We start from the raw sequence: 13,619 nt of genomic DNA on the forward strand, positions 1-13,619 counted from the left end.
AGGTGGATTTTCTGTTATCGCAGAAAATCTTGAAATATATTAATTTTAGATTTTTCTCCACTTACGGAGAAAAATTAACCTTCATTGTGCATTGTGAACTGTGAATTGTGCATTGCCTTATATAATTCCTCTTATTTCACTTAAATCATTTATTCCTTCTTTTTTCATGAAGTTTTCTATTCCATCTATTATATCAAGACATATATCAGGTTTTATAAAGTTTGCTGTGCCGACCTGAATTGCATGTGCTCCTGCCATTATAAATTCAATTGCATCTTGGGTGGTTGTTATTCCTCCCATTCCAACAACAGGAACTTTTACAGCCTTGCATACCTCATAAACCATTCTTAAAGCTATTGGTTTTATAGCAGCACCTGAAAGTCCAGCTGATACATTATCAAAAACAGGTTTTCTTCTCTTTACGTCTATAGCCATAGCTTTAAAAGTGTTTACAAGAGAAATAGCATCTGCCCCTGCTTCTTCACATTTAACTGCCATATCGACTATATCCTCTGCATTAGGAGATAATTTAACCATAAGCGGTTTTTTACATACTTTTTTTACTTCAGAAACGACCTTATATGCTACATCCGATTTTATTCCAAAAGCCATTCCACCATGTTTGACATTAGGACATGATATGTTAAGTTCTATCATATCAACCGTAGTATCATTTAAAAGTTTTATTCCCTCTATATAATCTTCTTCCGAGCCTCCGCCTAAATTTGCTATACAAACTGTTTCAAATTGTTTCATTTCAGAAAGTTCTTCTTGTATAAAATGTCTAACGCCAGGATTTTGAAGTCCAACACTATTCATTATTCCACTTGCAGTTTCAAAAATTCTATATCCGTCATTTCCTTCTTTAGGATTAATCGTAAGACCTTTAGAAGATATTCCTCCAAGTTTTGATACATCATAATAATTTGCATATTCCTGACCAAAACCAAATGTTCCAGAAGCTGCAATAACAGGATTTTTAAAATTAACGCCGCATATATCTACATTAGTCATTTAAAATCAACTCACTTCCTAAAAATACTGGACCTTCTTTGCATGTTCTTTTTCTTCCATCCTTAGTTTTGCATGTACACACAAGACATGCTCCTATACCACAAGCCATCTTATTTTCCATAGATACAAAAACAGGAGTGCTAGTCTTCTGACACATTTTTATAACTTTATACATCATAATCTCTGGTCCACAGCATAAAACCATATCATAAGCTTCTGGTTTAAGTAAATCTGTAACATATCCCTTGTGCCCAATACTTCCATCTTCTGTGGATAACTTCACATTGTTAACATATTTTTCCACATTATCCACAGTTTTACTCACAGTTCTAAAGCCTGCATAAAAATCTACTGAGCACTTTTTTAATTGCTTGGCTAGATAAAGCATTGGTGCAGCACCTATTCCGCCGCAAACAATAGCAACCTTACCTTTTATCTTTTCTACATCAAATCCATTTCCAAGAGGTCCTGTTATTTTTATTTCATCTCCAGCCTCAAGTTCTGATAAAATTTTTGTTCCTTTTCCAACTACTGCATATAAAAATGATATTTTTTCTTCGTCAACATCATGTATACTTATTGGTCTGGATAATACTGGTTCCATATCCCAAGCCCTTAACAAATAAAACTGACCTGGTTTTACATCAAATTTTCCCTTTATACTTAATTTATATATTCCATCTTCAATTTTTATATTTTCATATACTTTTTCTATAGTATACTTTTCTTTCATAAATAATTCTCCTCCATTGTGAACTGTGAATTGTTAATTGTGAATTGCTTCTAATATACTATCTCTCATATTTATCGCTTCTTCTCTAGCGCAAACTTCAAATTTCCCTTCTCCGCCTTCTTTTTTCTTATAAGCTAGAAGTATTCCTCTTGAAGAATTTACAACTCCTCCGTTACCTTCTCTCAAATATAAACTTATATTCTTTGCTGTACCGCCTTGTGCACCATAACCAGGAATCAAAAAGAACATATTCTTAAAATTATTCCTTATTTTTATTCCTTCATCCACGTGAGTACATCCTACTACTGCACCTATAGAAGAGTATCCTGAGTTTCCTCTTAAACTTTCTCCAATTGAATATATTTTTTCTCCAACTTCATCATAAACTCTTTTTCCACTTGCAGTTTCTATGTATTCAATATCTTCCGCGCCCCTATTTGATGTTATCAAAAGTACAAATGCACCTTTTTCTTTTTCCTTCATATAAGGTAAATAAGGCTCTATGCTGTCCATTCCCATATATGGATTTAAAGTTATAATATCGCTTTCAAAATCACCTTCAAAATGTGCTTTTGCATACATTTCTGCTGTTTTTGCAATGTCTCCTCTTTTTATGTCTGCTATAGAAATTGCATCTTGTGATTTAATATATTTCAAAGTATTTTTATATGCCATAAGTCCAGCAAGACCATATGCTTCGTAATATGCTATTTGAACTTTATAGCACGAAACAACATCTAAAGTCTCATCTATTATTTTCTTATTAAAATTAAATATTGCATCTTCTATATTTTCATATTTATCTAAAAAATTCTTAGGTATATAACTTAAATCTGTATCCAATCCTAAACAAACATGCCCATTTTTTTTAACACTTTCATAAAGCTTATCTATAATCAAAAATATCACTCCTATTATTTAACATATACAGTTTTTCCACTCTTTAAAGTTCTTAACACTTCTCCGTAAACTTCCATTCCATTAAAAGGTGTATTCTTACCCTTCGATTGAAACTCATTTGAGTTAATTTCATATTTTTTATCCAAATCAAGTACTACTAAATCTGCTTCAAATCCAACTTCTATTCTGCCTTTATTAACTCTAAGTATTTCCGCAGGATTTTTTGACATTATTTCCGAAAGTTTATTTAAACTTATATTCTTTTCATGCACAAGTTTTGTGTAACACACCGAAAATGAAGTTTCTATACCCGTCATGCCTGGTGCGCCTTTCTTCTTATCTTCTGTGGAATGGGGTGCATGATCTGTTCCTATTGCATCCACAAATCCATACTTTATTGCTTTTATTAAAGCTTCCACATCCTCTTCTTCCCTAAGTGGCGGATTTACTCTAAAATCAATTTTATCATTAAGTGCTATATGATGTGGTGTTACTTCACAAGTTATATTGTCATATCCCGCTTTTTTAGCTTCTATTATATAGCTTATAGCTTCTTTTGTACTAACATGACATACATGAAATTTGCAACCAGCTACTTTTGCAAGTTCTATATCTCTAAAGGTAGCCAAATTTTCTCCAAGCCTACTATCTACCGAAAATATTTCTTTATCATCTTCATGATCCATCAAAACAAAATTTTTTTCTTTTGCTTTTTTCATAGCCTCAAGCATTACTTTACTGCTTTCTACACCTTTTCCATCTTCTGAAATTGCTATAACTTCATCACTTAAATCATCTAAATGTGATATATCTTTTCCTTCCATATTCCTTGTTACGCTTACCGCTTGACTTACATCTATAAGTCCTATCCTTTTAGCTTTATCCTCGACATACTTAACTGTTTCCATTGTACTGCATACTGGTTTTGTATTTGCCATTAAATTTAAAGTTGTATATCCGCCTCTTACTGCTGCCCTACTTCCCGTTTCTATATCTTCTTTATAAGTGAGCCCTGGATCTCTGAAATGACTGTGCAAATCTACAAATGCAGGCATTAAAGTATATCCCTGTATATCTAATACTTCTGCATTCTCCATTAGATTTTTTCCTATTTTCTCTATAATACCATTTTTTATATATACATCTCCAACGAAGTCCTTTGCAAAATCAACAATTCTTGCATTTTTTATCAAAAGATCCATTACTCTCATCTCCTATAAATTATTTTTTTTATATATTTCATCACAATATTCGCATTTATATTCTCCAGCTTTTTCGTCTACAAGCCTAAACTTATGCGGAATATATTTTTCTACTGATGTAATACATCTAGGATTTTTACACACAATAACATTTTCAACCTGCTCTGGTAACTTTAATTGTATTTTTTCTTTTATTTTTTCGTCTTTTATTATATTAATTGTTATGTTTGGATCTAAAAATCCAAGTACATCTAAATTTAAATCCATAACATTTTCTATTTTTATCATATCTTTTTCTGAATTTTTTTTACTAACCGCATTCATTATAAGGGCTGTTGGAAAATCCGCTTCATCTAACTTAAGATATTTATATATTCTTATACCATGTCCTGGCTTTATATGATCTATTACTATTCCGTTTTTTATACTATTAATTGTAAGCATATTAGCACACCCCCATTAACTTAGCCATCAAGGCCATTCTAACATACATTCCATATTGTGCTTGCTTAAAATAGCATGCTCTTTTATCATTATCAACATCATAAGCTATTTCATTTACTCTTGGAAGTGGATGAAGTATTATCATATCATCTTTAGCCATTGAAAGCTTATTTTTGTCAATTATATAGCTGTCTTTAAGTCTTATATAATCCTCTTCATTGAAAAATCTTTCCTTTTGAACTCTTGTCATATATAAAACATCAAGTTTATCAATTACATCTTCAATTCTCTTAACTTCCTCATATTCGATATTATTCTTCTCAAGAATTTCTTTTTTAATGTATTCTGGTATTTTTAATTCATCTGGTGATATTAAAATTATTTTATTATTTTTATATCTTGACATAGCTTTGATAAGTGAATGAACGGTTCTTCCAAATTTTAAATCTCCACACATACCTATTGTCATATTTGAAAGTTTTCCTTTTATAGTTTTCATTGTCAAAAGATCTGTAAGCGTTTGAGTTGGGTGTTGATGTCCACCATCACCTGCATTTATGACAGGAATTTTAGAATACATTGATGCAACCTTAGGCGCTCCCTCTTTTGGATGCCTCATAGCTACAATATCTGCATAACATGAAACGATTCTTATTGTATCGGCAATAGTTTCTCCCTTAGATACTGAAGTTGAATTTGGCTCAGAAAAGCCTAAAACTTCACCACCAAGTCTAAGCATTGCCCCTTCAAAACTAAGTCTTGTTCTTGTACTTGGTTCATAGAAAAGTGTTGCTAAAATTTTTCCTTCTGCAACATGACTATACTCCTTAGGATTTTCTATTATCTTCTCAGCAAGTTCAAAAATTTCTTCTAATTCCTCTTTAGTAAAATCCATTGGGTCTATTAAACTTCTTCCTTTTAACATAATTAATCCTCCTTCTTAGTTTCGCTGAACTAAATTTAAAGGTATTCTATGGAAACTAATTTTAATTTTTTCTTTATAAAATAAAAACCTTCCATTTTACAGGAAGGTATAATGTGCCACTATAGATTATCTCTATATACCTTCCTAGCCTCACAGGACCAGTATTAAAGGTCTTAAATATTCTTAGTTTATACTAACACCTTAAAGTTGCCTTGTCAATACGCAAGTATTATTACATCAAAATTTGTTTGATTTAATTATCATAGATAGATAACTTGGAACATAAAAATTGCAAATTCCAAGCTTATCCTGACAGCAATGTTTTTCAATTCACAGTTCACGATGCACAATTCACAATGAAGGAGGATTTTCCTCCGCTTTGCTGCTGAAAATCTTAAAACTTATTTTTTTATTGCTTACGCGATAGCACCATTTATGGTGCTAAGCGGAGCTTATAATTTAAGATTTGCCTGACGAAAGTTTATTAATATACAAAGTTTTATTTCACTACTATTGAAAGTACTTATACTAAGTTAAAGAACCTACATTGGCTTTACGCCCAAACCCCTAGTATGTGTAGCCTTCATTGTGCATTGTGAATTGTGAATTGAAAATATTAACATTAAGTAAATCCCTATTATTTCTAAGGTTAAATTTTAGATTTTATGATATAATCGCATTAGAGATAAACGCAATTATAGATAAACCTGTTCAACTACCAAAATCAATTTGCATCATAGTTCCTAGAAGATGGCATTTTGATACAAATTAATTTTGAAGTTTCAAGTGGTTTATCTTTAAATCAAAGTACTAATGAAAGTAGGGATAATTTTGGTCGAAAAACTTATAGACATAGTAATTCTTATACTCGGTAAATTAGGTTATGCAGGAGTTTTTTTTGGAATGTTTTTTGAAAGTGCTTGTATTCCTATCCCCAGCGAAGCAATCCTACCTTTCGGTGGATATCTAAGTTCTTCCGCAGCACCAGCAAACCAAAAATTAAATTTAATATTTATGATACTAGTTGGAACCATAGGTGGTATATTAGGTTCAATAGTAACTTACGAAATAGGTGCTAGAGGCGGCAGACCTCTTGTAGAAAAATACGCTAGCAAGCTTCATTTATCTAAAGAAAAAATAGCTAAAAGCGATGCTGTTTTCGCAAAATATGGAGATAAAATAGTTTTCTTTTCAAGACTTTTACCTATAATAAGAACCTTCATATCTCTTCCAGCTGGAATTGCAAAAATGGATTTTACTAAATTTGTAGTATATACATCTTTAGGTTCTGCTCTTTGGAGTGTGGTTTTAGGATATGTTGGATATGTAATGGGAAAAAATTGGGGGGCTATTCGTCCACTTTTCCACATAGCAGATTACATAGTAGCTGGTGTTATAGTATTATTTATAGCATATAAAATATTTAAGAAGTTAAAAAGCCCTAAAAAAGCAGCTTAATTTTATAAAATGCACAATTGCAGTATACTATACCGTTTACTGCAATTGTGCATTTTAACAATGTTATAATCAATCAAATATAAAAGTATATTTATGATTAAAATATCATTACTTGTTTTGCCTCGTATCCTTCTTTTTTTATATCAGCAGATAAAAAAGTTGCTCTATATAAGTCTATTTTTATTACATTCATAAGCATATTAAGTTTCTTTATATTTTTAGGATCCAATTTTTTCAGCTTAATTATTTCATCATATTCATAATCATTATAATCTATAATAGTTGCTATGCCGCTCAACTGTAAGCCTTCTAAATTAGCAAATCCTGAATAGTTTTCATAAACCGCAATACTTACATTATCATTTCGTAATAAATTAATAAATTTTCTGCCACCCTCAGTAATAATATATATCTTTCCATTTTCATAAATGTATTCTATTGGCGTACCTATAACCATATCATTACTTGCGGTACAAAGGGTACATGTACTATGAAGGTTCAAAAACTCCTCTACTTTATTTTTTAAAAGTTCTTTTGGATATTTTTTTATGTCATCTTCCATTATGCTTCTTATATCAGCTGCATATTTAATAAAATGCTCCTTTAATTCCATTAACTTATATCCATACTCTTTAGGTTTATTGTTAAATTTCTTAATTTTCAATTCATCTTTATCAAAATAGAAACAATCTTCATATATTAAATTTTTATCTAATAGCTTATGAATTTCTTTGATACATAAAGATATATGGATTTTACTATCATGAGCATTATAAAATAAAACTGTTTTCTTTTCTTTTAACCAGCCTATATTGTTATATATAAACTCCAAAATTTGAGAACTGCATTTATTTTCACTTAAGACAAAACAAATATAATCAAATTTGCTATACTGCTCTTTAAATTCAGCAGTTTTACAATACCTTGAAGGTCCTGTGATAAGAGCAATATCCTTAACAGCGCCTTCAATTAATTTATTATCAGCTTCATAAATATATAATATACTCTTAATAATGACCATCCCCTTAAAGTTTTAACTGCTTAAAATGTTTTCCTTGATATTTAAAAGCATTAACTGGGCACTTTTGTACACATCTTTGGCAAGCTATACACTTATCAGCAAAGGATATCTTTTCATCAAATTTTATGTTTCCTACTGGACATTCCCTTTCACACTTCTTGCACTTTACGCACACTTCTTCATCAATTGTAAGATTCTTTTTTGCAAATTTATTTAGGGTTGGCATATATATTTTATATACAAGCTTACACAATTCTGTAACGTAAAGAGATTCTTTTTCTATATATACTTCATCTTTCAAGAAGCTTTCCACCATATTGCTAACCTCTAGTGGCACTTCACTTAAAATTTCTTTCTTTTTTTCTTCAGTAGTTGCTTTAAACTTACCCAAATAGTAATTATTAGGCATTGAAATTGATTTCATATATACTATATTGTAGCCTTTTCTTTCTAGCATCTTACTAACTTGTCTTCCACCATATCCAAGAGCCGAGGCTTGAGTTGATAGTAGAATGCATCTCTTATTATCAACTTCTGGTGCCTTAGATGATAACCAATCAGTAAATATTTTAGCGAAAACCTCAACATGAATTGGAGATGCGAAAATATAAAAATCGTATTCATCTTTTAATTCTTCATTATTCTCTACATTAAATAATTCACATTCAATATTTCTTTTTTCAAACTCATTTGCAATAAACTTTACTAAATATTCCGTATTACCTGTCCCAGAAAAAAATGCTATTAGTCCTTTCAAAAATATCACCTCTATATATTTATATATTATAAATCATATGATAATACATTTTATTACAATTATCTATAGAAAAAGGCTATGTTTTAAATAAGGCATCTTAAAGAAAATAAAAGGATTTTCCCAATTTAGGAAAATCCTTTTATTTTTTATAACTATTATACGTTAAATAATAAATCTGAGTAAGTTGGGAATGGCCATGCTTCTTTTCCAACTATTACTTCAAGTTTATCAGCAACTTCCCTTAATGCACTCATTTTTTCGAAAACATCGAATTTATATGCATAAGCTTGATCATAAGCATCTGCTTTAGCTGCTGCTTCTGCTGTTGAAGCTTTAAGTGCAGCTATGTTCTTACTAAGAGCAGCTGTAAGTGAAGAAATTTCAGTTACAAGTTCAGTTTGTGCAGATACATCTGCAGTAGCTACTGCTGCTTTTATAGTGTTTATTGATGCTGCTATATCAGTTGCATATTTTATTACAGCTGGAAGTATTTTCTTTGAAGCCATATCTACCATTGTAAGTGCTTCAATATTTATAATCTTTGAATAATTTTCAAGTGAAATTTCATAACGTGATTCCATTTCAATCTTGCTCATTACTCCAAGTTTTTCCATAAGAGCTATATTCTTTTCACTTATAAGTGCTTTTGTAGCTTCTACAGTAGTCTTTACATTTGGAAGACCTCTCTTTTCAGCTTCAACAACCCATTCATCTGAGTATCCGTTTCCGTTAAATACAACTTTTCTGTTTTCTTTAACGAACTCAGTAATTATTTTTGAAACTTCTGCATCTACATCTGATGCACCTTCAAGTCTAGCAGCTACTTCTGATAAAATTTCAGCAACTATTGAATTTAGCATGCAATTAACAGTTGAAACTGGTGCTGATGATGGTGGCATTCTAAATTCAAATTTATTTCCTGTAAATGCAAATGGTGATGTTCTATTTCTATCAGTTGCATCTTTTGTAACAACAGGTATTGTTGTAATTCCTAAATCAAGTTTGCTTCCAGTCTTTGATCCTGTTAAAGCACCCTTTTCAATTTGCTCTAATACATCTTCAAGCTGTTCTCCTACGAATATTGATATTATTGCTGGAGGAGCTTCGTTTGCACCTAAACGGTGATCATTTCCTGCATTAGCAGCTGAATATCTAAGTAAATCAGAATATTCATTTACTGCTTTTATTACAGCACTGAAGAATAATAAGAATTGTTTGTTGTCATGTGGAGCATCTGTTGGATCTAATAAGTTAATTCCATCATCTGTAGCCATTGACCAGTTGTTGTGTTTTCCGGAACCATTAACACCTGCAAATGGTTTTTCATGAAGTAAGCAAACAAGATCATGCTTTAATGCAACTTTCTTTAATGTTTCCATAACAAGTTGGTTATTATCTGCTGCTAAATTAGCATCTGAAAATATAGTTGCTAATTCGTGTTGTGCAGGAGCAACTTCATTATGCTTTGTTTTAGCAGTAATTCCAAGTTTCCAAAGTTCTTCATCAACTTCGCTCATGAAAGCTGCTACTCTATCTTTTATAACTCCAAAATAATGATCTTCGAGTTCTTGTCCCTTTGGAGGCATTGCACCAAATAATGTTCTTCCTGTGAATATTAAATCTTCTCTTTCATCATAAGTCTTCTTATCAACTATGAAATATTCTTGTTCAGGTCCAACAGTTGTTAAAACTCTTTTTGAAGTTGTATTTCCAATTGCTTTTAATACACGCATTGCTTCTTTTGATAAAACTTCGCTTGAACGTAAAAGTGGAGCTTTCTTATCTAAAGTTTCACCAGTATATGAGCAAAATACAGTTGGTATGCAAAGAGTATTATTCTTTATAAATGCTGGTGAAGTAGCATCCCATATAGTATATCCTCTTGCTGCACAAGTTTGTCTAAGGCCACCTGAAGGGAATGATGATGCGTCAGGTTCTCCTTTTAATAATTCCTTACCTGAAAATTTAAGAATAGTTTTTCCTTCAGTTGGAAGTGAAACAAAAGCGTCGTGCTTTTCAGCAGTTGTTTCTGTTAATGGTTGGAACCAATGTGTGTAATGAGTAACCCCTTGTTCAACTGCCCAATCCTTCATTGCATTTGCAACTTCATCTGCAACTGATACGTCAAGTGGAGAACCCTTCTCTATAGTATTCTTTAAAGCCTTAAAAGCTGGCTTTGTAAGACGTTCCTTCATAACTGATTCATTAAATACACTAGATCCAAAAACCTTATCTAACTTCTTCATTATTTATCCCCTTTCAAAATACAATATTTCAAAATTTAGTATATATTTAATATAATAGTTTAATCGCTTCAATACCTATACTATAATATAATTATCAATAAATTGCAATATAAAATATTTAATTTTTAATATTTGTCCTATTTTTTTTTAATATTATTATAAAAAAGCAAATTATTATAATTTTCATTATTTTAAAACAAATGGCCATGTTTTAAATAAGCATAAAAAACAGCCCTATTTAAAACATAGCCAAATAAACAAAAAATTGCAAAGCAACTCCATATCTACTTTTTGTAAATTAATATTAAAACCATAAATATAATTATAATTATTATAGCTATAGTAAGAATTATCCACTTGCTTTTCTTAGTAGTCGCAACTGAAACTAAAGGAGGATCATTTTTTTCAATCCAACTTAAATCAACTTTATCTGGATTCCTTAAATCGTAAGCCATTTCTTTAGCAGAATCATACCTTTCTTCTTTTCTCCTTCTTAAAGATCTTTTTATTGCTGACCACATCCCCACTTTAACATCTTTTCTAATATCAGTAAGTGGTTTAATGTCTGCTGTCATATGCTGATACATTGTAGTCAATGGATTATCTCCAGTAAAAGGTGGGCTACCCGCCAGCATATGATATAAAACACAGCCTACAGAATATATATCGCTTTTAGCACCGCCTCTTTCACCTTTTATTTGCTCTGGAGACATATATTCCGGCGTGCCCATAAGCCCTGAAAAACCTCTATACGTTACTCTTGGTGCACCTTGCACACTTGCAATTCCAAAATCTATTATTTTCAGATGACCATCTGCTCCAAGCATTAGGTTCTCAGGTTTTATATCCCTATGAAAAACTCCATGTTCATGACAGTACTGTAGTGTATCTAATAAATTAGCTATTAACTCTATAGCTTCATCAACTTGGAATTTTCCCTTTTTATTTATTATATTATCTAATGATTCTCCATCAACATACTTTATTACTAAATAAGGAGGAGTTCCTTCTGAATAAGCTATTGCAATTGGCAAATCAGGGTGTGACATCAATTTACCAATAGATATTTCTCTTTTAAATCTTTCGTACACCGCTGGATCTCCTAATTGAGTTACATCCGGAAATTTAAGTACTACTTTTTCATTTGTCTCCAAATCACAGCACAAATATGTGCTTGCAAATCCACCTTTGCCTAAAAATTTTATAATTTTATATCTTTGATCATAAACAGTGCCAACTTCATCTATCATATATACCCTCCCTTCACGTTGTCTAGGAAAAATGGATTGTCGTGAAGCAACCAAATTTTAGCAACTAATTTCTTAGTTTCAAGGTACTAAAGATAAACCACTTGAAACTTTAAAATTAATTTGTATCAAAATGCCATCTTCTGGGCATTATGATGCAAATTGATTTTAATAGTTGAAATGGTTTATCTATAATAACACAGTAGAATCATATTGCTTTTTCTCCGGTTTCACCTGTACGTATGCGAATAGCATCTTTTATATGATAAGTGAATATCTTTCCATCACCAACCTTACCTGTTCTTGCAGCCTTTATAATGGTGTCAATAACATTATCCACCATTGCATCTGCAACAACCATTTCAATTTTAGTTTTTGGTAAAAGGGCAATATCCAGTTCATTTTCAAAAACTTCAAGATCCATATCCGCATGACCTTTTTGTAATCCACAGCCAATAGCTTCTGTTACAGTCATACCTTTTACACCTATTTTCCCAAGACAATCCTTTACTTCCCTTACTTTGTTTGGTTGTAATATACATTCTATTTTTGTCATAAAAGCACCACCTTTATATAATATAACAGATAAAAAATCCAATGTCGATAATCATATTATACCATTTACCTTGACTGTCATTATTGTCATATTATCATATCCACCACGTTTATTACTCTCATTAATTATATTTTTCAACCCTATTTCAGTGCCATCCTTAATCAAAAACGTTTTTAATTCATCTACAGTTAAATGTTCTAATATACCATCTGTTATTAAGCAAAACATATCATTCACCATAACACGCCCAGAATAAAAATCCGGCAGCATTATTGGTTGATCACCCATAGCCTTAAGAATAACATGTCTATTAGGATGATTTCTCGCTTCTTGCGGTGATATGAGTCCTAACCTTACCAGCTTTCCAACAAGACTATGATCTTTTGTTAGTTGTACCATTTTATTAGACCTCAATAAAAATATTTTTGAATCTCCTATGTGGGTAATAAAAAATTTATCTTGTTTAATTAATAGTGCACTTAGTGTACACTTCATACTATTCATTGACGTATTACTAGTTGAAAGATCGTATATATGCATAGCTGTACGCTGAAAAGCACCTTTTAAACGTTCTTGCAGCTTTTTAGCGCTAGTATCAAAATAATATTCTTGCAATAGCACATTCACTGCTTCAGCACTTGCCACCTCACCTGCTGAATTTCCACCAACACCATCAGAAATAATAAAAAGACTTCCAAAATTCTCTATTAAATTTTTATCATTAGGTACATGATACTTATGATAGTCCTCATTATTATCACGAATTTTTCCCTTATCAGTGCAGCTTTGTACTAAAAAAAATTTTGAGTTCATATCTCCTTTTGATTTAATAATTGAATTATACAATATATCACCTCCAAGTAAACACACGCAGACTCTAATAAAATCAAAACGAATATTAATCTGTTCCAACTTGGATACATTTCTGTAAGATGGATGACTTTAAATATAGAAATTATAAATAGCAAATTTAGAGCAGAGTACAAAGTACAAAGAAGGATGATTTGCCTTTCGCGTTGCTTAGGTAAATCTTAAACTTAAATGGTGTCAGCTTCACTGAGCGCCATCGATGGCGCAATTGCGCAGCAATAAAAAAATAAGTTTTCAGATTTTTCG

General features: G+C 31.2%; 13 protein-coding genes. 1 reads left to right on the forward strand and 12 read right to left on the reverse strand.

The features are described 5' to 3' along the window. Positions 1-117 precede the first annotated feature (117 nt). The 6 genes from CUEA01_RS11175 to pyrB are packed head-to-tail and all read right to left on the reverse strand — an operon-like array spanning position 118 to position 5,218. The gene (locus CUEA01_RS11175; RefSeq protein WP_234121714.1) at positions 118-1,014 is read right to left on the reverse strand and encodes a dihydroorotate dehydrogenase; all 897 of its coding nucleotides are present in this window, start codon (positions 1,012-1,014) and stop codon (positions 118-120) included. Beyond that, positions 1,007-1,747: a dihydroorotate dehydrogenase electron transfer subunit gene (locus CUEA01_RS11180; RefSeq protein ID WP_234121715.1), complete on the reverse strand. Its 741-nt coding sequence runs from the start codon at positions 1,745-1,747 to the stop codon at positions 1,007-1,009. The genes CUEA01_RS11175 and CUEA01_RS11180 overlap by 8 nt, the downstream gene beginning before the upstream one ends. Positions 1,748-1,780: 33 nt before the next feature. Beyond that, positions 1,781-2,647 carry an orotidine-5'-phosphate decarboxylase gene (gene pyrF, locus CUEA01_RS11185; protein ID WP_234121716.1) on the reverse strand — a complete coding sequence of 289 codons (867 nt, stop codon included), beginning with the start codon at positions 2,645-2,647 and terminating at the stop codon, positions 1,781-1,783. 14 nt (positions 2,648-2,661) lie between these two features. Continuing rightward, a complete protein-coding gene (locus CUEA01_RS11190; RefSeq protein WP_234121717.1) occupies positions 2,662-3,849 on the reverse strand; it encodes a dihydroorotase in 1,188 nt (395 codons plus the stop codon). Positions 3,850-3,861: 12 nt separating this feature from the next. Next, positions 3,862-4,293: an aspartate carbamoyltransferase regulatory subunit gene (locus tag CUEA01_RS11195; protein WP_234121718.1), complete on the reverse strand. Its 432-nt coding sequence runs from the start codon at positions 4,291-4,293 to the stop codon at positions 3,862-3,864. Between the two features lies 1 nt (position 4,294). Further along, on the reverse strand, positions 4,295-5,218 hold the full coding sequence (gene pyrB, locus CUEA01_RS11200) for an aspartate carbamoyltransferase (RefSeq protein WP_234121719.1): 924 nt from the start codon (positions 5,216-5,218) through the stop codon (positions 4,295-4,297). 831 nt (positions 5,219-6,049) lie between these two features. On the opposite strand from pyrB, the gene CUEA01_RS11205 reads away from it, so the two are divergent. Beyond that, positions 6,050-6,676, forward strand: a complete 627-nt coding sequence (locus tag CUEA01_RS11205; protein WP_234122166.1) for a DedA family protein — start codon at positions 6,050-6,052, stop codon at positions 6,674-6,676. A 97-nt stretch (positions 6,677-6,773) separates the two neighbouring features. Here CUEA01_RS11205 and CUEA01_RS11210 read toward each other — a convergent pair whose 3' ends face one another. The 6 genes from CUEA01_RS11210 to CUEA01_RS11235 all read right to left on the reverse strand — a co-directional run bounded on the left by CUEA01_RS11210 (position 6,774) and on the right by CUEA01_RS11235 (position 13,349). Then, positions 6,774-7,697: a pyridoxamine 5'-phosphate oxidase family protein gene (locus tag CUEA01_RS11210; protein ID WP_234121720.1), complete on the reverse strand. Its 924-nt coding sequence runs from the start codon at positions 7,695-7,697 to the stop codon at positions 6,774-6,776. Between the two features lie 4 nt (positions 7,698-7,701). After that, a complete protein-coding gene (locus CUEA01_RS11215) occupies positions 7,702-8,454 on the reverse strand; it encodes an EFR1 family ferrodoxin (protein WP_234121721.1) in 753 nt (250 codons plus the stop codon). Between the two features lie 155 nt (positions 8,455-8,609). Next, positions 8,610-10,700, reverse strand: a complete 2,091-nt coding sequence (locus CUEA01_RS11220; protein WP_234121722.1) for a glutamine synthetase III family protein — start codon at positions 10,698-10,700, stop codon at positions 8,610-8,612. A gap of 284 nt (positions 10,701-10,984) precedes the next feature. Then, positions 10,985-11,950, reverse strand: a complete 966-nt coding sequence (locus CUEA01_RS11225; RefSeq protein WP_234121723.1) for a serine/threonine protein kinase — start codon at positions 11,948-11,950, stop codon at positions 10,985-10,987. 205 nt (positions 11,951-12,155) lie between these two features. Then, positions 12,156-12,503 carry a P-II family nitrogen regulator gene (locus tag CUEA01_RS11230; protein ID WP_234121724.1) on the reverse strand — a complete coding sequence of 116 codons (348 nt, stop codon included), beginning with the start codon at positions 12,501-12,503 and terminating at the stop codon, positions 12,156-12,158. A gap of 51 nt (positions 12,504-12,554) precedes the next feature. Next, positions 12,555-13,349: a PP2C family protein-serine/threonine phosphatase gene (locus CUEA01_RS11235; protein WP_234121725.1), complete on the reverse strand. Its 795-nt coding sequence runs from the start codon at positions 13,347-13,349 to the stop codon at positions 12,555-12,557. Between the last annotated feature and the right edge of the window lie 270 nt (positions 13,350-13,619).

The organism is Clostridium hydrogenum, assembly GCF_021432385.1.
GTDB lineage: Bacteria > Bacillota > Clostridia > Clostridiales > Clostridiaceae > Clostridium_S > Clostridium_S hydrogenum.

Excerpts from the sequence above, each read along its gene's own strand:
- CUEA01_RS11175 (WP_234121714.1), bottom strand. The coding sequence starts at position 1,014 with ATGACTAATGTAGATATATGCGGCGTTAATTTTAAAAATCCTGTTATT.
- CUEA01_RS11180 (WP_234121715.1), bottom strand. The coding sequence starts at position 1,747 with ATGAAAGAAAAGTATACTATAGAAAAAGTATATGAAAATATAAAAATT.
- CUEA01_RS11190 (WP_234121717.1), bottom strand. The coding sequence starts at position 3,849 with ATGGATCTTTTGATAAAAAATGCAAGAATTGTTGATTTTGCAAAGGAC.
- CUEA01_RS11195 (WP_234121718.1), bottom strand. The coding sequence starts at position 4,293 with ATGCTTACAATTAATAGTATAAAAAACGGAATAGTAATAGATCATATA.
- pyrB (WP_234121719.1), bottom strand. The coding sequence starts at position 5,218 with ATGTTAAAAGGAAGAAGTTTAATAGACCCAATGGATTTTACTAAAGAG.
- CUEA01_RS11210 (WP_234121720.1), bottom strand. The coding sequence starts at position 7,697 with ATGGTCATTATTAAGAGTATATTATATATTTATGAAGCTGATAATAAA.
- CUEA01_RS11220 (WP_234121722.1), bottom strand. The coding sequence starts at position 10,700 with ATGAAGAAGTTAGATAAGGTTTTTGGATCTAGTGTATTTAATGAATCA.
- CUEA01_RS11225 (WP_234121723.1), bottom strand. The coding sequence starts at position 11,950 with ATGATAGATGAAGTTGGCACTGTTTATGATCAAAGATATAAAATTATA.
- CUEA01_RS11230 (WP_234121724.1), bottom strand. The coding sequence starts at position 12,503 with ATGACAAAAATAGAATGTATATTACAACCAAACAAAGTAAGGGAAGTA.